24 protein-coding genes are annotated in these 21,020 nt (G+C 66.6%); 16 read left to right on the forward strand and 8 right to left on the reverse strand.

The features are described 5' to 3' along the window. Positions 1 to 379: 379 nt before the first annotated feature. The 7 genes from yaaA to ACW17V_RS01315 all read left to right on the forward strand — a co-directional run bounded on the left by yaaA (position 380) and on the right by ACW17V_RS01315 (position 5,722). Positions 380 to 1,147, forward strand: coding sequence for a peroxide stress protein YaaA (yaaA, locus tag ACW17V_RS01285; RefSeq protein ID WP_492107101.1), 768 nt, complete (start codon positions 380 to 382; stop codon positions 1,145 to 1,147). A 100-nt stretch (positions 1,148 to 1,247) separates the two neighbouring features. Beyond that, positions 1,248 to 2,045: a 3-hydroxybutyrate dehydrogenase gene (locus ACW17V_RS01290; RefSeq protein WP_492107102.1), complete on the forward strand. Its 798-nt coding sequence runs from the start codon at positions 1,248 to 1,250 to the stop codon at positions 2,043 to 2,045. Positions 2,046 to 2,057: 12 nt separating this feature from the next. Then, positions 2,058 to 3,116 (forward strand): patatin-like phospholipase family protein, encoded by a 1,059-nt coding sequence (locus tag ACW17V_RS01295; protein ID WP_492107103.1) that lies wholly within the window; start codon positions 2,058 to 2,060, stop codon positions 3,114 to 3,116. Then, on the forward strand, positions 3,113 to 3,547 hold the full coding sequence (locus ACW17V_RS01300; protein ID WP_419319764.1) for an NUDIX hydrolase: 435 nt from the start codon (positions 3,113 to 3,115) through the stop codon (positions 3,545 to 3,547). Before ACW17V_RS01295 ends, ACW17V_RS01300 begins: the two co-directional genes overlap by 4 nt. 79 nt (positions 3,548 to 3,626) lie before the next feature. Next, positions 3,627 to 4,409 carry an SDR family NAD(P)-dependent oxidoreductase gene (locus tag ACW17V_RS01305; protein WP_492107104.1) on the forward strand — a complete coding sequence of 261 codons (783 nt, stop codon included), beginning with the start codon at positions 3,627 to 3,629 and terminating at the stop codon, positions 4,407 to 4,409. A 129-nt stretch (positions 4,410 to 4,538) separates the two neighbouring features. Further along, complete coding sequence (locus tag ACW17V_RS01310) at positions 4,539 to 4,676, forward strand: hypothetical protein (RefSeq protein WP_492107105.1); 138 nt, start codon at positions 4,539 to 4,541, stop codon at positions 4,674 to 4,676. 80 nt (positions 4,677 to 4,756) lie between these two features. Then, positions 4,757 to 5,722, forward strand: coding sequence for an NAD(P)H-dependent flavin oxidoreductase (locus ACW17V_RS01315; protein ID WP_492107106.1), 966 nt, complete (start codon positions 4,757 to 4,759; stop codon positions 5,720 to 5,722). Here the strand turns inward: ACW17V_RS01315 and ACW17V_RS01320 are convergent. Next, complete coding sequence (locus ACW17V_RS01320; protein ID WP_492107107.1) at positions 5,712 to 6,476, reverse strand: Crp/Fnr family transcriptional regulator; 765 nt, start codon at positions 6,474 to 6,476, stop codon at positions 5,712 to 5,714. The two genes, ACW17V_RS01315 and ACW17V_RS01320, sit on opposite strands and share 11 nt — an antisense overlap. 118 nt (positions 6,477 to 6,594) lie before the next feature. Between ACW17V_RS01320 and ACW17V_RS01325 the strand changes: the two genes are divergently transcribed. Then, positions 6,595 to 7,128, forward strand: a complete 534-nt coding sequence (locus ACW17V_RS01325; RefSeq protein WP_492107108.1) for a hypothetical protein — start codon at positions 6,595 to 6,597, stop codon at positions 7,126 to 7,128. Between the two features lie 5 nt (positions 7,129 to 7,133). Here ACW17V_RS01325 and ACW17V_RS01330 read toward each other — a convergent pair whose 3' ends face one another. Next, positions 7,134 to 7,343 carry a hypothetical protein gene (locus tag ACW17V_RS01330; protein ID WP_492107109.1) on the reverse strand — a complete coding sequence of 70 codons (210 nt, stop codon included), beginning with the start codon at positions 7,341 to 7,343 and terminating at the stop codon, positions 7,134 to 7,136. A 139-nt stretch (positions 7,344 to 7,482) separates the two neighbouring features. On the opposite strand from ACW17V_RS01330, the gene ACW17V_RS01335 reads away from it, so the two are divergent. The 5 genes from ACW17V_RS01335 (at position 7,483) to ACW17V_RS01355 (ending at position 11,161) form a co-directional block, all read left to right on the forward strand. Continuing rightward, positions 7,483 to 7,908, forward strand: a complete 426-nt coding sequence (locus tag ACW17V_RS01335) for a TIGR02301 family protein (protein ID WP_492107110.1) — start codon at positions 7,483 to 7,485, stop codon at positions 7,906 to 7,908. 54 nt (positions 7,909 to 7,962) lie between these two features. Beyond that, on the forward strand, positions 7,963 to 8,919 hold the full coding sequence (locus ACW17V_RS01340; RefSeq protein WP_492108713.1) for an SPFH domain-containing protein: 957 nt from the start codon (positions 7,963 to 7,965) through the stop codon (positions 8,917 to 8,919). A 4-nt stretch (positions 8,920 to 8,923) separates the two neighbouring features. Beyond that, entirely contained in the window at positions 8,924 to 9,379 is a 456-nt protein-coding gene (locus ACW17V_RS01345) for an NfeD family protein (RefSeq protein WP_492107111.1), read from the forward strand. A 70-nt stretch (positions 9,380 to 9,449) separates the two neighbouring features. After that, positions 9,450 to 10,403: an ABC transporter ATP-binding protein gene (locus ACW17V_RS01350; protein ID WP_492108714.1), complete on the forward strand. Its 954-nt coding sequence runs from the start codon at positions 9,450 to 9,452 to the stop codon at positions 10,401 to 10,403. Continuing rightward, on the forward strand, positions 10,400 to 11,161 hold the full coding sequence (locus ACW17V_RS01355) for an ABC transporter permease (protein ID WP_492107112.1): 762 nt from the start codon (positions 10,400 to 10,402) through the stop codon (positions 11,159 to 11,161). Before ACW17V_RS01350 ends, ACW17V_RS01355 begins: the two co-directional genes overlap by 4 nt. 12 nt (positions 11,162 to 11,173) lie before the next feature. Here the strand turns inward: ACW17V_RS01355 and ACW17V_RS01360 are convergent, their stop codons facing one another. From ACW17V_RS01360 to ispH, 5 genes are all read right to left on the reverse strand, one after another. After that, entirely contained in the window at positions 11,174 to 11,599 is a 426-nt protein-coding gene (locus tag ACW17V_RS01360; protein ID WP_492107113.1) for a recombinase family protein, read from the reverse strand. Between the two features lie 74 nt (positions 11,600 to 11,673). Beyond that, a complete protein-coding gene (locus tag ACW17V_RS01365; RefSeq protein ID WP_492107114.1) occupies positions 11,674 to 12,168 on the reverse strand; it encodes a nuclear transport factor 2 family protein in 495 nt (164 codons plus the stop codon). A gap of 39 nt (positions 12,169 to 12,207) precedes the next feature. Next, entirely contained in the window at positions 12,208 to 12,648 is a 441-nt protein-coding gene (gene rnhA / locus ACW17V_RS01370; protein WP_492107115.1) for a ribonuclease HI, read from the reverse strand. Continuing rightward, positions 12,645 to 13,607, reverse strand: a complete 963-nt coding sequence (thrB, locus tag ACW17V_RS01375; RefSeq protein WP_492107116.1) for a homoserine kinase — start codon at positions 13,605 to 13,607, stop codon at positions 12,645 to 12,647. Before thrB ends, rnhA begins: the two co-directional genes overlap by 4 nt. A 43-nt stretch (positions 13,608 to 13,650) precedes the next feature. Continuing rightward, complete coding sequence (ispH, locus tag ACW17V_RS01380) at positions 13,651 to 14,610, reverse strand: 4-hydroxy-3-methylbut-2-enyl diphosphate reductase (RefSeq protein WP_492107117.1); 960 nt, start codon at positions 14,608 to 14,610, stop codon at positions 13,651 to 13,653. Between the two features lie 163 nt (positions 14,611 to 14,773). On the opposite strand from ispH, the gene ACW17V_RS01385 reads away from it, so the two are divergent. The 3 genes from ACW17V_RS01385 to ACW17V_RS01395 all read left to right on the forward strand — a co-directional run bounded on the left by ACW17V_RS01385 (position 14,774) and on the right by ACW17V_RS01395 (position 19,143). Continuing rightward, a complete protein-coding gene (locus ACW17V_RS01385; protein ID WP_492107118.1) occupies positions 14,774 to 15,469 on the forward strand; it encodes a Tat pathway signal sequence domain protein in 696 nt (231 codons plus the stop codon). Continuing rightward, the gene (gene argS / locus ACW17V_RS01390; RefSeq protein ID WP_492107119.1) at positions 15,466 to 17,268 is read left to right on the forward strand and encodes an arginine--tRNA ligase; all 1,803 of its coding nucleotides are present in this window, start codon (positions 15,466 to 15,468) and stop codon (positions 17,266 to 17,268) included. Before ACW17V_RS01385 ends, argS begins: the two co-directional genes overlap by 4 nt. 339 nt (positions 17,269 to 17,607) lie before the next feature. Continuing rightward, positions 17,608 to 19,143 carry an ATP-binding protein gene (locus tag ACW17V_RS01395; RefSeq protein ID WP_492107120.1) on the forward strand — a complete coding sequence of 512 codons (1,536 nt, stop codon included), beginning with the start codon at positions 17,608 to 17,610 and terminating at the stop codon, positions 19,141 to 19,143. Between the two features lie 46 nt (positions 19,144 to 19,189). On the opposite strand, the gene ACW17V_RS01400 is transcribed toward ACW17V_RS01395, so the two are convergent. Beyond that, positions 19,190 to 20,989, reverse strand: a complete 1,800-nt coding sequence (locus ACW17V_RS01400; RefSeq protein WP_492107121.1) for a methyl-accepting chemotaxis protein — start codon at positions 20,987 to 20,989, stop codon at positions 19,190 to 19,192. Positions 20,990 to 21,020: the final 31 nt, after the last annotated feature.

Here is a 21,020-nt window from a genome sequence, read left to right on the forward strand (position 1 = left end):
CATTAGATTGGCTCGCCCGCCTCGACCGCCGAGCGGCTCCGGAAACGGAGCGGTTCGACTCCCGGTAAGGCCTGAACAGGGCCACCTGACGGGACGCTGATGGATAACGACCACGCGGAGCGCTCGGCTTCGTCGAAACGGTATTTTCTATTTCTCATCCGGACGTCGTCCGGACGCTCCGCGACCCTTTCCATCCCTTCAGCGAGCAGTCGCGTGAGGCTGAGAGCCCGTGTCCGCCAGACTTGCCCCCTACGGGCTGCTGCGCAGCCGTCTTCCCCCGGGAGGGGGAAGATGAAACGCGCCGGTCGGGAGGGGCCCGTGACGCCCAATCACCAACCTCCCGCTAGCGATCCCGCTCAGGACCCTCTATCTCCCGCCCATGCTGATGGTCATCTCCCCCGCCAAGTCGCTGGACTTCACCGCGCCCGATCAGGTGCTGCCGCTGACCACGCCCGAGCTGAAGAGCCGGATCGCCGAGCTGGCCAAGGTGACGCGCAAGCTGACCGCCGCCGATCTGCGCCGGCTGATGCACATTTCCGAAAAGCTGGCCGACCTGAACCGCGAGCGCTTCCAGGCCTTCGATCCCGAGGTCGAGGACGGCCTGCAGGCCGTGATCGCCTTCAATGGCGACGTCTATGGCGGCCTGGCGGCGCGCGAACTGGACCGCGCGGCGCTCGACTGGGCCCAGGACCATCTGCGGATCCTGTCGGGCCTGTATGGCGTGCTGCGGCCCCTGGACGCCCTGCAGCCCTATCGCCTGGAGATGGGCACGCGGCTGAAGACCAAGCGCGGCGCCAATCTGTACGACTTCTGGGGCGAGACGATCGCCCAGACCCTCAACGCCGCCGCCGAAGGCCACGCCGACAAGACCCTGGTGAACCTGGCCAGCCAGGAATATTTCGGCGCCGTCGACGCCAAGGCCCTGAAGCTGCCGGTCGTCACCTGCCATTTCAAGGAAGAGAAGGCCGGAGCCCTCAAGGTGCTGGGCTTTTTCGCCAAGAAGGCCCGGGGCCGGATGGCGCGCTATATCATCGACAACCGCGTCGAGCAGTCCAAGGACCTGAAGGGCTTCGACCTGGACGGCTACAGGTTCCAACCCGCGCTTTCCACCGACACCGACTGGGTTTTCGCTCGTCCCCAGCCCTGAATTCATTTAGTGATGAATTTATAAAAGCTCGCCCTTCGCGGAAGCGAGTTATATGCTGCGCTGCAGCATTTGTTAGGGCAGCATCAGGGAGCGCCTATTCATGGCCGTCGATTTCGGGTTGCAGGGCCAGGTGGCCATCGTCACCGGCTCGACCAGCGGCATCGGCCACGCGATGGCCGACGCGCTCGCCGCCCAGGGCGTCAACATCGTCCTGAACGGCCTGGGCGAGATGACCGCCATCGAGCGCACCCGCTCCGAGCTGGCCGAAAAGCACGGCGTCGAGGTGCTGTACAACGGCGCCGACATGACCAAGCCCGACCAGATCGCCGACATGGTCCGCGCCGCCAAGGCCGAGTTCGGCGAGCTGGACATCCTGATCAACAACGCCGGCGTCCAGCACGTGGCCCCGATCGAGGACTTCCCCACCGACAAGTGGGACCAGATCATCGCCATCAACCTGACCTCGGCCTTTCACGCCACCAAGGCCGCCGTGCCGATCATGAAGGCCCAGGGACGCGGCCGGATCATCAACATCGCCTCGGCCCACGCCCTGGTGGCCTCGCCGTTCAAGGCCGCCTATGTGGCCGCCAAGCACGGGGTGCTTGGCCTGACCAAGACGGTGGCGCTGGAAGTGGCCACCTTCGGCATCACCTGCAACGCCATCTGTCCGGGCTTCGTGAAGACCCCGCTGGTCGAGGCCCAGATCGCCGACCAGGCCAAGGCCCGCGGCATCAGTGAGGAGGCCGTCATGCGCGACGTGATCCTGGCCAGCCAGCCGACCAAGCAATTTGTCACCTTCGACCAGCTTTCGGGCATGCTGCTGTATCTGGTGTCCGACGCCGGGGCCTCGGCCAACGGTTCGGCGTTCCAGATCGACGGCGGCTGGACCGCGCAATAGGGGAAACGGGCCATGCCCATAGGCCCGTTCAAGAAGAAGCCCGCCGGCCCCCGGCCCTTGAGTCTCGCCCTGCAGGGCGGCGGCGCGCACGGGGCCTTCGAATGGGGCATCCTCGACCGCCTGCTCGAGGAAGACGATATCGAGATCAAGGCGGTGACCGCCGCCTCGGCCGGGGCCATGAACGCCGTCTGCCTGGCCCACGGCCTCATCGAAGGCGGCAGGGACGGGGCTCGCGAAACGCTCGAAGCCTTCTGGCGGGGCACGAACCGGGCCGGCGGCCAGAACGTGTTCGGCGACTCCGCCATCTGGACCAAGGCCTTTTCCGGCCCCGACTGGCTGAAGAACACCCCCGGCTGGCGCATGGCCGAGACGCTGGCCATGAGCCTCTCGCCCTACGAGTTCAATCCGTTCAACCTCAATCCGCTGCACGACGTGCTGGAAGCGACGGTGAACTTCGAGGCGATCCGGGAACGCTCGCCGATCAAGCTCTACATCGCCGCCACGGCGGTGCGGCTGAGCAAGGCCAAGATCTTCCGCGAGGGCGAGCTCACGTCCCGGCACATCATGGCCAGCGCCTGCCTGCCGCAGGTGTTCCAGGCGGTCGAGATCGACGGCGAGCCCTATTGGGACGGCGGCTTTCTGGCCAATCCGCCCCTGTGGCCGCTGTTCTATGACGACACCCCCGACGACATCCTGGTCGTCAGCCTCAACCCCTTTGTCCGCGACGAGACGCCCAAGTCGCCGGGCGAGATCATGGACCGGCTGAACGAGATCACCTTCAATTCGTCCCTGGCCTCGGAGCTGCGGGCCATCGGCTTCGTGCAGAAGCTGCTGGATGAGGGGCTGCTGAAGGACACCGCCAAGGGCCGCTATCGCAAGATGCTGGTCCACGCCATCACCGCCGACGGGCCGCTGGCCGACCTGTCGCTGTCGACCAAGTTCAACACCGAGTGGAGCTTTCTGCTGGACCTCAAGGAACGGGGCCGCACGGCCGCCCAGACCTGGCTGGACGACTGCGGAACCCTTATCGGCGTCAAGTCCAGCATCGATCTGAAGACCGGATTCCCATGAACCATCCCGTGCCAACCGTCGGCGTCGTCTGCCTGCGCGACGACCAGGTGCTGCTGATCAAGCGCGGCACGGCGCCCCGGCTTGGCCAGTGGAGCCTGCCCGGCGGCCGTATGGAGCTGGGCGAGACCACGATCGCCGCCGGCCTGCGCGAACTGAAGGAAGAGACCGGCGTCGAGGCTACGATCCTGGGCCTGATCGACGTGATCGACGGGGTGTTTCCGGCCAGGCCCTCGCTTGACGGGAAGCCGGGCGAGATCACCCGCCACTATGTCCTGATCGACTACGCCGCACGCTGGATCTCGGGCGAGCCGGTGGCCGGCGACGATGCGGCCGAAGCGCGCTTCGTCTCCCGCGAGGAAGCCATGGCCCTGGTCGAGTGGGACGAGACCCGGCGGATGATCACCGAAACCTATGAGCGGTTCGCCGCCTGAGGCCCCGGACGTAGGGGCGCCCTTGACGCGGGCTGCGGCTGCGCCTCTCTTTCAAACAAACGTTCAAGGGAGAAACGCCATGGCCTACGCGCCGTTCAATCTGGCCGGCAAGGTCGCCCTCGTCACCGGCGGCAATCGCGGCATCGGCCTGGGCATGGCCAGCGCGATGGCCCAGGCGGGCGCCGACATCGTCATCTGGGGCTCCAACGCCGACCGCAATCAGATCGCCGAGGGCGAGCTGCTGAAGCACGGCGTGCGGGTCAAGGCCCAGACGGTCGACGTTTCCGACGAGACCCAGGTGGCCGAGGCCATGGTCGAGGCGGTGACGGCCATGGGCCGGATCGACTCGGTGTTCGCCAATGCCGGCGTGGGCTTTGGCTCGCCGTCCTTCGTGGACATGCAGACCGAGACCTATCGCAAGGTTCTGGCGGTCAATCTGGACGGCGTGTTCTTCACCCTGCGCGAGGCCTGCCGCCACATGGTGGACCGCGCCAAGTCGGGCGATCCGGGCGGCTCGCTGGTCGGCATCGCCTCGCTGGCCGCCATCGAGGGCGCGGCCCGCAACGAGGCCTATGCGGCGACCAAGGGCGCGGTGATCTCGATGATCAAGTCGGTGGCCGTGGAACACGCTCGCTATGGCGTTCGCGCCAACGCCATCCTGCCCGGCTGGATCGCCACCGACATGACGGCCGGCGCCCAGGGCAATTCCGCCTTCGCCGAGAAGGTCATTCCCCGGGTCCCGGCCCGCCGCTGGGGCGAGCCCGCCGACTTTGGCGGCATGGCGGTCTATCTGGCCTCGGACGCCTCGAGCTATCACTCGGGCGACACCCTGATCATCGACGGCGGCTATTCGATCTTCTGATTTCTGGACTCCGGAGTCGAAGAAAACCCTTTTGTCGCAAGGGTCTTGCGGAGCGCGGGGCTTGGTGGGAAGCTTTGTCGGAAGGCAGCCTGGACGTCAGATCCGGGCGCCTTTCGAGGAAACGAAAAGATGACCCCGCAAGACGTCGTCGCTCTGGCTCCCCCGCGTGGCATGCTGGCGCTGATCGCCATGATGCTGACGGCGATGGCCGCCTGCTTCTTCACGACCGAGGCCACCGCCGAAGCGGTCCGCACCGACCGGGTCTGACCCCGCTGACCTCGCGGCACGCTTGCTAGCCTGCCGACGCGACGCCCATGCTCCCGGAAAATAACGGGAGGACGGGTTTCATGGCGCTGCACACGCCCCTTTGCGATCTTCTGGACATCGAGCACCCGATCCTGCTGGCCGGCATGGGCGGCGTCTCCTACGCCCCCCTGGCTGCGGCCGTGTCGAACGCCGGTGGCTATGGCGTGCTGGGCATGGCCGGGACGTCTCCCGACTTCATCCGCGACCAGATGCGCCAGGTCCGCGCCCTGACCGACCGGCCGTTCGGCGTCGACCTGCTGGCCGCCACCCCCGACGCCCTGACCGACAGCGTTGAGGTCATCATCGCCGAGGGGGCGTCATCCTTCATCGCTGGCCTGGGCGTGCCGATGCCGATCATCGAGCGCCTGAAAAACGCGGGCCTGAAGGTCATGGTCGTCTGCGGCGCGGTGAAACATGCGGTCAAGGCCGAGCAGGCCGGCTGCGACGCCGTGATCTGCCAGGGCGGCGAGGGCGGCGGCCATACCGGCCTGGTCGGCACCCTGCCTCTGGTCGCCCAGGCCGTGGACGCCGTGAAGATCCCGGTGGTCGCCGCCGGCGGCCTGCACGATGGTCGGGGTCTGGCGGCGGCCCTGGCCCTGGGCGCCCAGGGCGTCTGGATGGGCACGCGGTTCATCGCCTCGACCGAAGCCCATGCCGGCGACCTCTACCGTCAGGCGGTGGTCGACGCCGCCGACGAGGACACCGTCCGCACCCGCTGCTATTCGGGCAAGCCGATGCGGGTGAGGAAGAATCCCTATGTCGAGGACTGGGAGTCGCGCCCCACCGACATCCAGGGCTTCCCCCAACAGGCCATGGTCTCGATCCGCAATGGCGCCATGGGCGGCATCGGCGGCCAGATCGAAGGCCTGGACGCCGAAAAGTCGTGCTTCGCCATGGGGCAGAGCGCGGGCGGCATCCACGAGGTGCTGCCGGCCGGCGTGATCGTCGAGCAACTGGTGGCCGAGGCCCGCGCCGCGATCAGCCGGATCGCCGCCCTCAATCGTTGATATCGACCTCGGGCAACAGCCTCTGGAAGTGACGCTCGACGGCGTCATGGCATTCGCACGCCCGCCGCTCCAGCCCCGGACGGTCGAGGATCTCGATCCGTCCGCGGCCGGTCGCGATCAGGCCGTCGTCCTGCAGGGCGCGGGCCACGGCGGTGACCGTGGTGCGCTGCACGCCCATCATCTGGGCCAGGGTCTCCTGGGTCAGGCGGATCGGCTCGTCGCCGGCCCGGTCATGGGTCGACAGCAGCCAGCGGCAGTAGCGCTGCTCGACGCCATGCAGGGCGTTGCAGGCCGTCGATTGCATCATCTGGGCCAGCAGCACGTCGGCATAGCGGGCGAAGAGATCGGCCAGGGCCGGCGATTGGCCCTTGGCGTCTTCCAGGCGGGCGGTGGGAATGCAGAAGGCATAGCCGGGCACCCGGACCACGGCGCGGCCATATGCGGGCTTGAACCCCGCGCTGACGATGCCGCCGATGGCGCCTTCGCGACCCACATTGGCCACCTCGACCTCCTGGCCCTCCCGGGAGACGACCAGCAGCGAGATCATGGTGGCGTGGCAGGGCAGGTGCGTGGTGATGACGTCCTCGCCGCAGTCGAACAGCATGGCGTCACGTTGCAGCTCGACCTTGCGCATATGGGGCGCCAGCAGGTCCAGTTCCCGCCGGCGCAGCGCGCCCAGCAGGCGATTGGAGACGAGATCGGAACGCGCGGCGATCGGTTCGCGCAGCGTCTGGGTTTCACCGGTGTCAGCCATGATGGATCCTCCACGACCGTTCAGCTTGCTTGGCCATAGCGCGCAAGCGGTGCTTTAGTTTCCAATCGACGCGGCGAAGCTTCCAAGGCAGGCTTGGTCGTCCCAGGGAGAACGCGGCATGCGCACCGGCTATGTTCTGAAAACGCGGCTCAGCGAATATGGCGCCCTCTGGCTGGCGTCCTTCGTGCTGGTCCTGGCCGGTGTTGGCTTTGTCACCTTCGCCCTGGGGCGAGATCTGATTGAGGTCGCCGATATGGTCCTGCCCATCAGTTTCGCCCTTCTGGGCCTGGCGGTGGTGATCGGGGTGGGGGTGACCGTGGCCTCACGGACGAGCCTGATCGCCAAGTGCCTGGTGACGCTACTGGCCCTGCTGCTGATCCTGCCGCTGCTGTGGTCGCCGGTTCTGGCCGTGCTGATCATCGCGACGATCGGCCAGGTCGCGATCGAATATTCAGAGGCCTACGCCCAGTTCCGGATCGTCGTCAGCCAGTTGATCTATCCGGTGGTGGCGATGCTGGTGGAGGGGCCGCTGATCGCCGCCGTCTGGAACGCCTTCCAGATCGTGGCTTCGATTGTCGGTTTCGTCGCCTCGGCCCTGCAGGTCTGGCGCGTGGTCAAGCCGTGGCTGGCCCGGTCGGCTCTCGAGGCCTGAGCCGTTCAGCTGAGGAGGGTCGACGCTGGCAGGGTGAAGTCTTCGTCCTGCACGGCCAGCAGGACCGCCATGCCGACACCCGTGGACTGCTCGGCCAGTCGCCCGGCCGCCTCTGCGGCCTGATGCTGGGTGGCGTAATGTCCAAATCGCAGGTGGTCGCCCACGATGGACCAGTGATCGCCGACGCGCACGACGCCGTAATGCACTTCAGTCATGACCGACCTCCTTGCAGTGGAGGCACCGTCGCGCCGATCCATGGCCATCGCAAGGCCTGATGCGCCTTCACATCGCCACGGACTCGCGCGAAGGGCGCGTGGTGGTGACATCGGACCGCGAGCCGGGAATACTGCCGTCATGCTTCGCTTGCCTGTCGCCGCCCTGATCATCGCCTGCATGGCTGCCGCCTCTGTCGCCCAGGAGCGCGAGCCGGAAGAGCGCCAGCGCCTGCTGGACCTGGCCTATACGCTGGGCGAAAGCCACGCCCTGCGTCAGACCTGCGAAGGACTCAATGACCAGTTCTGGCGCTCGCGCATGGTCCGCCTGACCGAGGTCGAACAAGCCGAACAGGGCTTCGACGCCCAGCTGCGCGAGCGGTTCAACACCGGCTTCGCGGCTCGCCAGGGCGAGTTCCCGCTGTGTGACGCCGCCAGCCGCAAGGCCGAACAGCAGTCGGCCCGCAAGGGTCAAGCCCTGGCCCTGAAGCTCTCGCAATCCATCCGCATGATCCCGCGGGGCGAAACCGCTCCGGATTCCATGGCGGAGGGCCCCGCCCCGCGCTAACCTACGCCTGTCGGTTGTGTAGGGAGCTTGGTTTTGGCCTCGTTTGTCTTTCCGCTGGTCCTTCTGGTCCTGGCGATTTTGCTGGTCTTCAACGTCATCAAGATCGTGCCGCAGGGCCGCGAATTCACGGTCGAGCGGTTCGGGCGCTACACCCGAACGCTGAAGCCCGGCATCAGCTTCCTGACTCCGTTCTTCGAAGCCATCGGCCGCCGGGTGAACATGATGGAGCAGGTCCTGGACGTGCCCCAGCAGGAGGTCATCACCAAGGACAACGTCTCGGTGAAGGTTGACGCCATCGTCTTCATCCAGGTGATGGACGCGGCCCAGGCGGCCTACAAGGTCGATAACCTGATGTACGCCATCACCCAGCTGGCCCAGACCAACCTGCGCACCGTGGTCGGCTCGATGGAGCTGGACGAGGTGCTCAGCCAGCGCGACCAGATCAACACTCGGCTGCTGTCGACCATCGACCACGCCACCGGGCCGTGGGGCGTCAAGATCGCCCGCATCGAGATCAAGGACCTGACCCCGCCGGCCGACATCACCAACGCCATGGCCCGGCAGATGAAGGCCGAGCGCGAGCGTCGCGCCGTGATCACCGAGGCCGAGGGCGAGAAGCAGGCACAGATCGCCCGCGCCGAAGGCCAGAAGCAGGCCGCCATCCTGCAGGCCGAGGGCCGGAAGGAAGCCGCCTTCCGCGACTCCGAAGCCCGTGAGCGGGAAGCCGAGGCCGAGGCCAAGGCGACGGCTTTCGTGTCGGAAGCCATCTCCAAGGGTGACGTCAACGCCATCAACTACTTCATCGCCCAGAAGTACGTCGAAGCCTTCGGCGACCTGGCCCGCTCGCCCAACGCCAAGACCGTGATCGTGCCAGCCGACTTCGCCGGCCTGACCGGCACGGTCGCGGGCGTGGCCGAACTGGTCAAGACGCTGGGCGGCGGCGGCAACGTCGCGCCTACCCCGCCCGTCCCACGCACCAACACGCCGACCGGCGGCGCCAAGAAGGTCTGAGCCGATGGACGCCCTGGCGAGCTTCTACGCGATGCACCCCTCCTGGGTCTGGCTGGCGGTAGCCGCGATCTTCCTGGCCGTCGAGGTCGGAACCGGCAGCGGCTGGCTGCTTTGGCCGGCCGCGTCCTCGGCCCTGGTCGGCGTCCTGGCCCTGGTCGTGCCGATGAACCTGCCGGTCGAGATCGCCCTGTTCGCGATCCTGACCATCGCCACCACCTACCTGGCCCGCCGCTTCCTGCGGCCGGTGCTGGAGGGCGACGCCCCCGATCTCAACGACCCGCTGCTGCGTCTGATCGGCCGCGACGGCGAGGTGCTGTCGACCTTCGAGGCCGGCATGGGGCGGGTGTTTGTCGACGGCAAGGAATGGCAGGCGCGGCTGGATGGCGGTCCGCCCCTGCCGGGACAGCGCATCCAGGTGGTCGGCGTCGACGGCGCGACCCTGACGGTGCGCGCCTACTAAACGTGACCGCATGAGGGACGACGTCTGGCGCCGGGCCGGGCGCATCCCCATCTGGCCGTTACCCCGCCGCTTGCATCGCGCGGGTTCTTCAGGGGGACCCGTGACGGGCATCATATCGGTATCAGGTCTGACAAAGACCTATGCTTCAGGCCATCAGGCCCTGAAGGCAGTGGATCTGGACATTCGCCAGGGCGAGATCTTCGCGCTGCTGGGTCCCAACGGGGCCGGCAAGACCACCCTGATCAGCATCATCTGCGGCATCGTCAATCCCAGCACGGGGACGATCCTGGCCGACGGCCATGACGTGGTGCGCGACTATCGCGCCGCCCGCTCCAAGATCGGCCTGGTGCCGCAGGAGCTGAACACCGACGCCTTCGAGACCGTCTGGGCGACGACGCGGTTCAGCCGGGGTCTGTTCGGCAAGGCGCCCAACGACGCCTATATCGAGAAGATCCTGCGCGACCTGTCCCTGTGGGACAAGAAGGACGCCAAGATCATGACGCTGTCGGGCGGCATGAAGCGTCGGGTGATGATCGCCAAGGCCCTGAGCCATGAGCCGACCATCCTGTTCCTCGACGAGCCCACCGCCGGCGTTGATGTCGAGCTGCGGCGCGACATGTGGGAGATGGTTCGCGCCCTGCGGGCCAGCGGCGTGACCATCATCCTGACCACCCACTATATCGAGGAGGCCGAGGAGATGGCCGACCGGATCGGGGTGATCAGCAAGGGCGAGATCATCCTGGTCGAGGACAAGGATGTGCTGATGCGCAAGCTGGGCAAGAAGCAGCTGACCCTGCAGCTTCAGACCCCGCTGACCGCCGTGCCGGCCGCCCTGTCGGCCTATGGCCTCGAACTGGCCGCCGACGGCCATGAGCTGATCTACACCTTCGACGCCCAGGCCGAGGAGACCGGCATCGCCGAGCTCCTGCGCCGCCTTGGCGAACAGGGCGTCGATTTCAAGGATCTGCACACCAGCCAGAGCTCGCTGGAAGACATCTTCGTTAGCCTGGTGCACGCCCGATGAACCTTCACGCCATCAAGGCCATCTATCGTTTCGAGCTGGCGCGGTGGTTCCGCACCTTGGCCCAGAGCATCCTGGCGCCGGTGATCTCGACCTCGCTCTATTTCGTGGTGTTCGGCTCGGCTATCGGCTCGCGGATGCAGTCGATCGACGGCGTCAGCTACGGCGCCTTCATCATCCCGGGCCTGGTGATGCTGTCGCTGCTCAGCGAGAGCATCTCCAACGCCGCCTTCGGCATCTACATGCCCAAATGGGCGGGCACGATCTATGAGCTGCTGTCGGCGCCCGTCTCGTGGGTCGAGACGGTGATCGGCTATGTCGGCGCGGCCGCCACCAAGTCGGTGCTGCTGGGCCTGCTGATCCTGGCCACCGCGCGACTGTTCGTGCCGTTCGAGATCGCCCACCCGTTCGTGATGGCGCTGTTCCTGGTGCTGACGGCGGTGACCTTCAGCCTGTTCGGCTTCGTGATCGGGGTCTGGTCGGACAACTTCCAGAAGCTGCAGATCGTGCCGGCCCTGATCATCACGCCCCTGACCTTCCTGGGCGGCAGCTTCTACTCGATCAACATGCTGCCCGAGGTCTGGCAGAAGATCACCCTGTTCAACCCGGTGGTCTATCTGGTCAGCGGCTTCCGCTGGAGCTTCTACGGCGTCTCCGACGTCGGCGTGGGCATCAGCCTGGGCATGACCTGCGTGTTCCTGGCCATCTGCCTGACGGCGGTATGGTGGATCTTCAAGACGGGGTATCGGCTGAAGAGCTGAGACCCCGCGAGGTCAGAGCCCTGCCGCCCCCGGCGGGAGGCCCCTGGCGACCATCGAGGCTTCGGCGGCGCGGATCAGGCTCCGCTCGCCGTTGAAGGTCGCCAGGGTCTGCCAGGCCTCGAACAGGCCGGGGTCTGTGCGGGTGTCGATCGCGGGCTGCACGACGATCAGGTGCAGATCCAGCGCTCTCAGCCTCTGGATCACCTCCAGCAGGTCAACCATGGCGCCGGCCAGGGCATGGAAACTGGGTACGGCCAGGACACCGCCGGGCTCCAGCGCGGCCAGGGCTCTTTCCAGGCCAGGACGCACGACGCCGCCGGCCAGGCAGCGGTCGCTGAAGACTTCCTCGCATCCCAGAAGCAGCAACCGCTCTTCCTGGGGCGGACTGAAGAAGACCCCGCGCACGGGCGGCAGGCGATAGTAGCCGACAAGGTTCATACCGGCACTTTGCAAACCGGCCGGCTGTTGGCGAGGGCTTTCCGGCGCGGGCGGTAGGTCGCCCACAACTTCCATCACTTCGCGGGCGGCGGGGGTTTGGCGAACCAGAGCGCGTTGACGATCACCCAGCGCTCTCCAAAGCGACCCAGATGAAAGTAGTCGATGAACCAGGGAGTCTCCACGCGCGCCGCCGCCACGTTTTCGGTGATGTCGAGGACCCGCACGCTACGGTCCCATTTGTCGCGAGGCGTCTTCAGGACCCCTTGCCGGGTCAGCTCCACCAGTTCGTCGCGGCTCATGCGCCGCAGGCCCAGGGCTTCGTCCGGATCCGGCTTGGAGCGCACCGCGCGTTTGGCCAGGTCGGGGTGCAGGGCGCGGCGGACCCGTGCGGGATCCCCCTCCAGCTGGCCGTCCACATAGTCATAGACCGTCGCCTCGATGGCCTTGACGGTCGCGGGGTCGAGCGCCTGTGGCGCGGTGTTCGCGGTCTCCGCGATGATCGTCGGCGACGCGGCCGGCGGCAGGGCTGAGCCGTCAAGAGCGAGGGCGGCGAACAGGGCCAGGATCATGGATGTCTCCGATATCGTTCGCGCGCTTGCCGAGGCCTGTCAGGCGCGGGTCTTGCTCAGACCCAGATTGGCCAGTTCATCGGCCCGTTCGTTCAGGGGGTGGCCCGCGTGACCCTTGACCCAGCGCCAGTCGACTTCGTGCCGGTTGCGGGCGGCGTCGAGGCGTTTCCACAGGTCGTCGTTCTTGACCGGGCTCTTGTCGGCCGTGCGCCAGCCACGCGCCTTCCAGCCGTGGATCCACTGGGTGACGCCCTTCATCACGTACTGGCTGTCGGTGTGCAGCTCGACCTTGCAGGGCTTGTTCAGCGTCTCCAGGGCCTGGATGGCGCCCATCAGCTCCATGCGATTGTTCGTCGTATGGGCCTCGCCGCCGCAGATTTCCTTTTTCTTGTCGCCATACAGCATGATGGCGCCCCAGCCACCCGGGCCGGGATTCCCTTTGCAGGCGCCGTCCGTATAGACCACCACCTTGGGGGTCATGCAGCGGTTCCAAACAGCGTCAGGCCTTCGCGGTGCACGGCCAGCTTGCGCTCGTACTCCATGGGATCGTGCGGCTTGACCAGCGCGCCGGCGGGCGTCGCCTTCCAGTCGGCCAGACGGGTCAGGAAGAACCGCATCGCCGCGCCACGCGCCAGGATCGGCAGAGCCTGCTTTTCGGCGGGGCTTAGCGGCCGTCGGCGCTGATAGCCGGTCAGCAGGGCCGCCGCCGCGGTGGCGTTGAAACTGCCGTCCTGCTCGAAGCACCAGGCGTTCAGGGTCACCGCCACGTCATAGGCGTAGCTGTCATCACAGGCGAAATAGAAGTCGATGGCGGCGGCGAACTTGCCGTCCGGGCGGAAGAAGACGTTGTCCGGGAAATAGTCGGCGTGGATCACGCCCGACGGCAGGTCGCGGGGCCAGGCCAGGGCCAGCTCGGCCAGGTCCTTTTCGATGGTCGCGGCCAGGCCCGGCTTCAGGTCCTCGGCGCCCTTGCGATGCTTTGAAAACAGCGGCGCCCAGTAGGGCTGGCCCAGATCGTTGATCCGGCGACCGGGATAGCCTTCGCCCGCCAGGTGCAACTGGGCCAGGCCTTCGCCGGCCTCGCGGCAGTGGGCGACTGTGGGGCGACGCACTGACAGGCCGGTCAGGAACTGCACCAGGGCCGCGGGTTTGCCGCGCAGGGTCTTCAGCGTGCGGCCGGCGCGATCGGCGATCGGCGTGGCGCTGGGAAAGCCCTTGTCGGCCAGCCAGCGCATCAGGTTCAGGAAATAGGGCAGGTCTTCCGGCGCGGCGCGCTTTTCATAGACCGTCAGGATGAACCGCCCGGCCTCCGTTTCCAGCAGGAAGTTGGAGTTCTCCACGCCCTCGGCGATGCCCTTGAACGCCAGGGCTTGCCCCAGGTCGAAGTCGGCCAGGAAGGCGGCGAGTTCTTCGTCGGTGATGTCGGTATAGACGGCCATGATCGGGGGATGCGGGAGCCGGCGCTGCCGGTCAAGAGGTCGCCTAGGTCGTCAGCAGTCTCGGCAGCTTGAAGGTCACCGTTTCTCGGGCCTCGATCAGGTCCTCGATGGTGACGTCGAAGCGGGCGGAGATGGCGTCGATCACGCCCTGCACCAGATCTTCGGGGGCCGAGGCGCCGGCGGTCAGGCCCACGCGGGAAACGCCTTCGAACCATGACCAATCCAGGCCGCTGGCGTCATCGATCAGCCGGGCGTCCTTGGCCCCGGCCTTCAGGCCGACCTCGGCCAGACGCACCGAATTGGACGAGTTGCGCGAGCCGACCACCAGGATCAGCTCTGAGCTGGTCGCCAGCGTCTTGACCGCATCCTGGCGATTGGTGGTGGCGTAGCAGATGTCTTCCTTGTGCGGCGCGGCGATGCCGGGGAAGCGGGCCTTGAGCAGGTCGACCATGTCGGCCGTGTCGTCGACCGACAGGGTGGTCTGGGTCAGGAACGCCACATTGGACGCATCCTTGGGGATCCAGGCGCGGGCGTCGTCGATGTTCTCGATCAGGGTCACGCTGCCTTCCGGCAACTGGCCCATCGTGCCGACCACTTCGGGATGGCCGGCATGGCCGATCAGCACGATCTCGCGGCCGGTATTGAAGTGCTTCTGGGCCTCGACATGCACCTTGGAGACCAGAGGGCAGGTGGCGTCCAGATAGATCATCTCCCGCGCCTTGGCCTCTGCCGGCACCGACTTGGGCACGCCGTGGGCCGAGAACACGATCGGGCGGTCGTCAGGGGCTTCGGATAGTTCCTCGATGAACACCGCGCCCAGCGCCTTCAGGCGATCCACGACATGGCGATTGTGCACGATCTCGTGCCGCACATAGACCGGCGCGCCGAATTTCTCGATGGCGCGCTCGACGATCTGGATGGCGCGATCGACGCCCGCGCAGAAGCCCCGGGGGCTGGCGAGCACGACGGTGAGCGGCGGACGGACCGGGGCATGGGCGTTCATGGACGGGAACCTAGGCGTTCGACAGCGCCTGCGCCAGCGCCGGCGCTCAAGTCAGCGTCCAAAGCAGTACATTGCGACGTCACGCATATGCCTTTATCAGGCTGCATGACGCCGACTGGGGCACGCGCTCCTTCAGGCTCTTTAACTTCTGACCGGACGTTTCATGCGCCCTCATTTCACGCTCGCCCTCAGTGCTCTGATGGCCGTCTCGATCGCCGCCACGGCGACGAGCGTTCATGCCCAGGCCCGCGGTCGCGGCCAGGACCAGGGCCAGCAGGACGAGGAACAGGCCAGCAAGAAGAAGAAGCGCGACGAGGAGTGGAACCAGTCCAAGGCTCCGCTGGCCCAGCTGCGCAACGCCGGACCGTGCCCCTATGTGAAGGTGCTCTACGACGCCAGCCGCTTCGTCGAGTTCAAGGACGGTCGCGAGAGCCCCGCCGCCGTGGCCTATACCGGCGAGATCCAGGGAATTTCCTCCGGCTGCGCCTACAAGAGCGATGATCCGATCAGCATTCGCGTCGAGGTGCTGTTCCAGCTGGGTCGTGGCCCGCAGGCCTCTGACGCGCAGCGCACCTATCGCTACTGGGTCGCCGTCACCGAGCGGAACCAGGCCGTGATCGCCAAGGAATATTTCGATCTGCCGATCACCTTCCCGGCGGGCCAGGACCGCGTGTTCGCCACCGAGCAACTGCAGACCATCACCATCCCGCGCGCTGACGCCAAGGTCAGCGGCGGCAATTTCGAAGTCCTGGTCGGCTTCGACGTGACCCCGGAAATGGCCGCCTTCAACCGCGAGGGCAAACGCTTCCGGGTCAATGCCGGCCAGACTGTTCAGGCAGGGACGACCACCAAGCAATGAGCGATTTGAAGCGGTCCTTGAGCGAGGCGGCCGCGGCCGCCTTCGAGGCCGCCGGACTATCTCCCGAGTTCGGGCGTGTCACGGCGTCCGACCGGCCCGACCTTGCCGATTTCCAGTGCAATGGCGCCCTCGCGGCCGCCAAGAGCGCCAAGCGCAATCCGCGCGAGATCGCCGTGCAGGTCGTCGATCACCTGAAGGGTGACCCGCGCCTGGCTTCGGTCGAGATCGCCGGCGTCGGCTTCATCAACATGCGCGTCAGCGCCGAGGCCCTGTCGGCCCGCGCCAAGGAGATCGCCGCCGATCCCCGCGTCGGCGCCGCCCTGGTCGAACAGCCGCGCCGCGTCCTGATCGACTATGCCGGTCCCAACGTCGCCAAGCCGATGCATGTGGGCCACCTGCGCGCCTCGATCATCGGCGAGTCGGTCAAGCGCCTGTACCGCTTCCGCGGCGACGACGTGGTGGGCGACGCCCACTTCGGCGACTGGGGCTTCCAGATGGGCCTGCTGATCGTCGCGGTGATGGACGAGCATCCCTTTATCCAGGCGCTGATGGAAAAGCTGCCGGAAGCGCCGCGTGGCTTCACCAAGGCCGACGAGGACAAGGTGCTGGCGGAGTTTGTTCCGCTGATCACCCTGGCCGATCTGGACCGCCTGTATCCGCTGGCCTCGACCCGCCAGAAGGAAGATCTCGAGTACAAGGAGCGCGCCCGCCGGGCGACAGCCGAGCTGCAGAACGGCCGCTTCGGCTACCGCCTGCTGTGGCGCCATTTCGTCAATGTCAGCCGCGTGGCGCTTGAGCGCGAGTTCCACGCCCTCGGCGTCGACTTCGACCTCTGGAAGGGCGAGAGCGACGTCCAGGACCTGATCGCGCCGATGGTGCGCCAGCTGGAGGTCAAGGGCCTGCTGGTCGAAGACCAGGGCGCGCGCATCGTTCGCGTCTCCCAGGAAGGCGACAAGCGCGACGTGCTCCCCCTTCTGGTGGTCTCGTCGGAAGGCTCGGCCATGTACGGCACGACCGACCTGGCGACCATTCTGGATCGCCGCAGCACCTTTGATCCGCATCTGATCCTGTATTGCGTCGATCAGCGTCAGGCCGACCACTTCGAGACGGTGTTCCGCGCCGCCTATCTGGCCGGCTACGCCGAGCCGGGCACGCTGGAGCACATCGGCTTTGGCACCATGAACGGCAGCGACGGCAAGCCGTTCAAGACCCGCGCCGGCGGTGTCCTGAAGCTGCATGACCTGATCGAGATGGCCCGCGAAAAGGCCCGCGAACGCCTGCGCGAAGCCGGTCTCGGCGCCGAGCTGTCGGAAGAGGCCTTCGAGGACACCGCCCACAAGGTGGGGATCGCGGCCCTGAAGTTCGCCGACCTGCAGAACTTCCGCGGCACGTCCTATGTCTTCGATCTCGACCGCTTCACCAGCTTCGAGGGCAAGACCGGCCCCTACCTGCTGTACCAGTCGGTGCGCATCAAGAGCGTGCTGCGCAAGGCCGCAGAGGCCGGTGTTCAGCCTGGTCGCATCGTCATCGGCGAACCTGCCGAGCGGGACCTCGCCATGCTGCTGGACGCCTTCGAGGGCGCCCTGACCGAGGCCTATGACAAGAAGGCTCCCAACTTCGTGGCCGAGCACGCCTACAAGCTGGCCCAGACCTTCTCGAAGTTCTACGCGGCCTGCCCGATCATGAGTGCCGATGACGAGGCCACCCGCGCCTCGCGCCTGAACCTGGCCCAGACGACCCTGCGGCAACTGGAGCAGGCGCTGGAGCTGTTGGGCATCGAAGCGCCGGACCGGATGTGACGCGGGGCGCCGAGGCGCCTCGCGGATCTCCCACCGGCTCAAGTCATCAGGCGTCGATCAGCCTGTTCAAGGCTCTGCGCCTGTGCAGATCGTGACCGGCAAGCTTGTTACGCACCGGGATCGGGACGGTAGAGAGTGAACTCAGAGCGCCGGTGGCGGACCGGATCGGCCAGCCTCAAAATCGCGACGGCTTGGTCTAGGTGGTTTGGAGAAGGGGTTACGGCTGTCACGGCGCGCAGCCTCCCCACGCTTGGGCTGCGACTGCTTATCGACGCTGCCTGCGCGACGCTCTTCATCTGGCAAGTCGATGGCCTCAAAGGTTGGGCATGGGCGGCGGCCATGGCCGCCGCCGAGGTCCTGCTTTGGATCACCAGCGCGCCGCAACGCACCGCGCGCCCAACGACGCCGGGTGAACGCTGGGCCTATGTCGCATGCCTGGTGTGGATGAACCTCGTGTGGTGGGCCCTGGTGGTTCAGCTTTGGGTCCTGGATACGCAACCCATGCGGCTATCGGCCCTGTGTTTGCTTTTCGCGCTGTTGGTCCACGCCCAGGCCTTTGCGGGTCACTCGAAAGTCGTGCTTCTGATCGTCGGCGGCGGCGCGGGTGGCCTTCTTCTCAGCCTCTGCGCTGTCTTCAATGACTTCCCTCCGGGGCCGGGGCCGCGGCTGGTGCTCTGCGGGGCTGCGGTGATGCTCATCGCCTATTCCGCCAAGGCCGCTCTGACCAATGTGTCGCAAGAACGGGCGCTGGAGGCGGCCAAGGGTCAAGCCGAGGCGGCCAGCGTGGCCAAGTCAGAGTTCCTGGCCCTGATGAGCCATGAGATACGGACGCCTTTGAACGGCATGCTGGGTCTGGCCCAGGCCCTGAGCCTTGAGCCGCTACCCGCCGGCCAACGCGAACAGGTCGAACTGCTGGAAGAGACGGGGCGCACCCTGATGGCCCTGCTCAATGACGCGCTCGACCTGGCCAAAATCGAGGCGGGCAAGCTGGAGCTCGCTCCGATCGCGGGTGACCTGGCCCAACTCGCTGACCGCGTCGTGCGGCTCAACGCACCCCTGGCCCGGGACAAGGGCACCGAGATCACCCTCAAGGTCGACAAGACCTTGCAACCTTCGCTCGTCTTCGATCCGCTGCGGGTTCGGCAATGCCTGTCGAACCTGGTGTCCAATGCCGTCAAGTTCACCTCGGGCGGGCAGATTTTGGTGCGCCTGGCGAGCGAGCCTCTGGCCCAGGCGGGTTTCGTCAGGGTCAAGATCGTCGTCAGCGACACGGGGATCGGCATGAGTCCCGCCACCCTGGCCATGCTGTTCGCACCGTTCACCCAGGCCCATGCGGAAACGGCCCGCCGGACCGGCGGAACGGGGCTGGGTCTCAATATTACCCGCCGACTGGCGCACATGATGGGCGGTTCGGTGACCGCCAGAAGCGTGGAGAGCAAGGGCTCTACCTTCACGTTTTCCTTCGTGTGTGAAATCCCGACGCTGGGCGAGGGGGTGCGCAATGCGCGTTTGCGGTCGCTGCGCGTCCTGGTCGTCGACGACTATCCGGTCAATCGCAAGGTCATCGCCATGATGCTGGCGCCGCTGGGCTGCGAGATCGTCGAGGCGGAAAACGGCCAACAGGCGCTGGAGATCCTGGCTCGCGCCTCCTTTGACATGTTGCTGATCGACTTCAACATGCCGGTCATGGGAGGACTGGACCTCAGCCGCCATGTGCGGGCTGACGCCCGATACGCCCATCTCCCGATCATTTGCCTCACGGCGGGTCTGATGCCCGATGAGCATGAAGCGGCGCGTCTGGCCGGCGTGAACGCCATCATCGAAAAACCCATCGAGATGGTCACGCTGTTGACCACCATGGAGCGCTTTGTCTAGAGCGCGATCCTGACGGCGTCAGGTCGGCGTCCTGGAGCTTTGTCCGTCAAGCCGCCCGGCCGGCGGCGGCTTTCTGGCTCACGGTGAAGCGCTTGACCAGGGCTCCCAGCTCTCCGGCTTCCCGGGTCAGGCTGTGGCTGGCCGCGGTGGTTTCTTCGACCATGGCGGCGTTTTGCTGGGTGACGTGATCCATCTGCCCCACGGCGGTATTGACCTCGGCCAGGCCGGTCGCCTGTTGCCGGGCCGCCGAAGCGATGCTGCTCACCAGATCCTCGATCCTGCCGAAGTGATCGACGACGCCGGCCAGCTCCTCGCCCACCCGGACCACCAGCCCAACGCCGTTTTGAACGCTGTCCGAGGACTCTGTGACCAGGGTCTTGATCTCCTTGGCCGCGTCAGCGGATCGCTGGGCCAGGGCCCGCACTTCCTGGGCGACGACGGCGAAGCCGCGACCGGCCTCGCCGGCTCGCGCCGCCTCGACCCCGGCGTTCAGGGCCAGAAGATTGGTCTGGAAGGCGATCTCGTCGATCACCGTAATGATCTGGCCGATCTTCTGGGACGAGGTGTCGATGCGTTCCATGGCCGTCATGGCCTCGGTGGCGACCGCGCTGGATTGGCCAACCATGGCGCGGCTGACCGCCGCGGCCTTCTGGGCTTCCGAGGCGTTCTCGGCCGTCTGCCGGATCGTGGCGGTGACCTCACCAAGCGCCGCCGCCGTCTCCTCCAGGCTGGCGGCCTGCTGTTCGGTGCGGCGGGCCAGGTCGTCGGAAGCCGAAGAAATCTCACGCGACCCGCCATCGACCGCGCCGGTGCTGACAATGACCTGGCTGATGGCTTGCTCCAGGGTGTCCATGGAACTGTTGAAGTCCTGGCGCAGACGTTCGAAATCCTCGGGGAAGGACTGGTTGATGCGCTGGGACAGATCGCCCGCCGCCAGCCGCTGCAATCCCTCGCCCAGGCTGTCGACCACCCGCTGACGCAGGCTGCGCTCCTCAAGTCGCGCCTCTTCGGCGCTTCGGGTGCGGGCTAGGGCTTCCTGTTCGCTGTGGGCCCTGGTGGCGGCCTGGCGCTCAAGCGAGGCCAGCCGGAAGGCCGCGACAGACCTTGCCATGTCGCCAACCTCGTCGGAGCGCTCCTGAAGCGGCACCTCGTGTGTGAAGTCCCCGGCCGCCAGCCGGCCCATATAGGCCGAGACCTTGGCGAGCGGCGACACCACGAAGGTGCGCAAGGCGCCGGTCCCGATCACCACGACGGCCAAGGTCAGCAGCGTGGCCACGGCGAGCAGTGCAAAGACGATCTGCGTGGTGCGTTCGGCCTCGCGGACCGAGTCGCTCGCGGCCTTGTTGGCCATCACCGCCAGGCTGTCGATGATCTTGCGGTGTCGCGCATAGACCGGCTCAAGCTTGGCGATGGTTGTATTGATCGCGATGATGTCGCCAGCCTGAAGCGCGGGGGCATATTGCTTGTCCACCAGCGCCCAGAAAGCGTCCATCTCGGCTTCCGAGCGTTCAAGCGCCGTTCGGGTTTCCTCTGTCAGCCGCGCGTTTCGCCAATAGGCTCGGCGCTGACCATCCTGACTTTGCAGCGCTTTCAAGCTCGCCAGCGTGGCTGCGGCCTGGCTGGTGTCCTCGGCGCCGTGATGCACGATCAGCATCGCCTCGACCAGGTAGAGGGGCGGAGGGAGAATATCGGCCAGCAGTTCGTAGGACTGGGTCTGCTTCTGCGACAGTGGCCCTCCCACCCGCAGTTCCAGCAAGGAGACCACAGCGGTGGTCGTGGCCAGGATGAAGCCCAGCAACAGCGCACCCGCAAAGAGGTTCAGGGCGTCTCGAATTCTGAGGGTCATGGTCGGGTCCGCGTTGATCGCGCTCACAGTT

It is taken from the genome of Caulobacter sp. FV2ye17ST, from assembly GCF_058680955.1.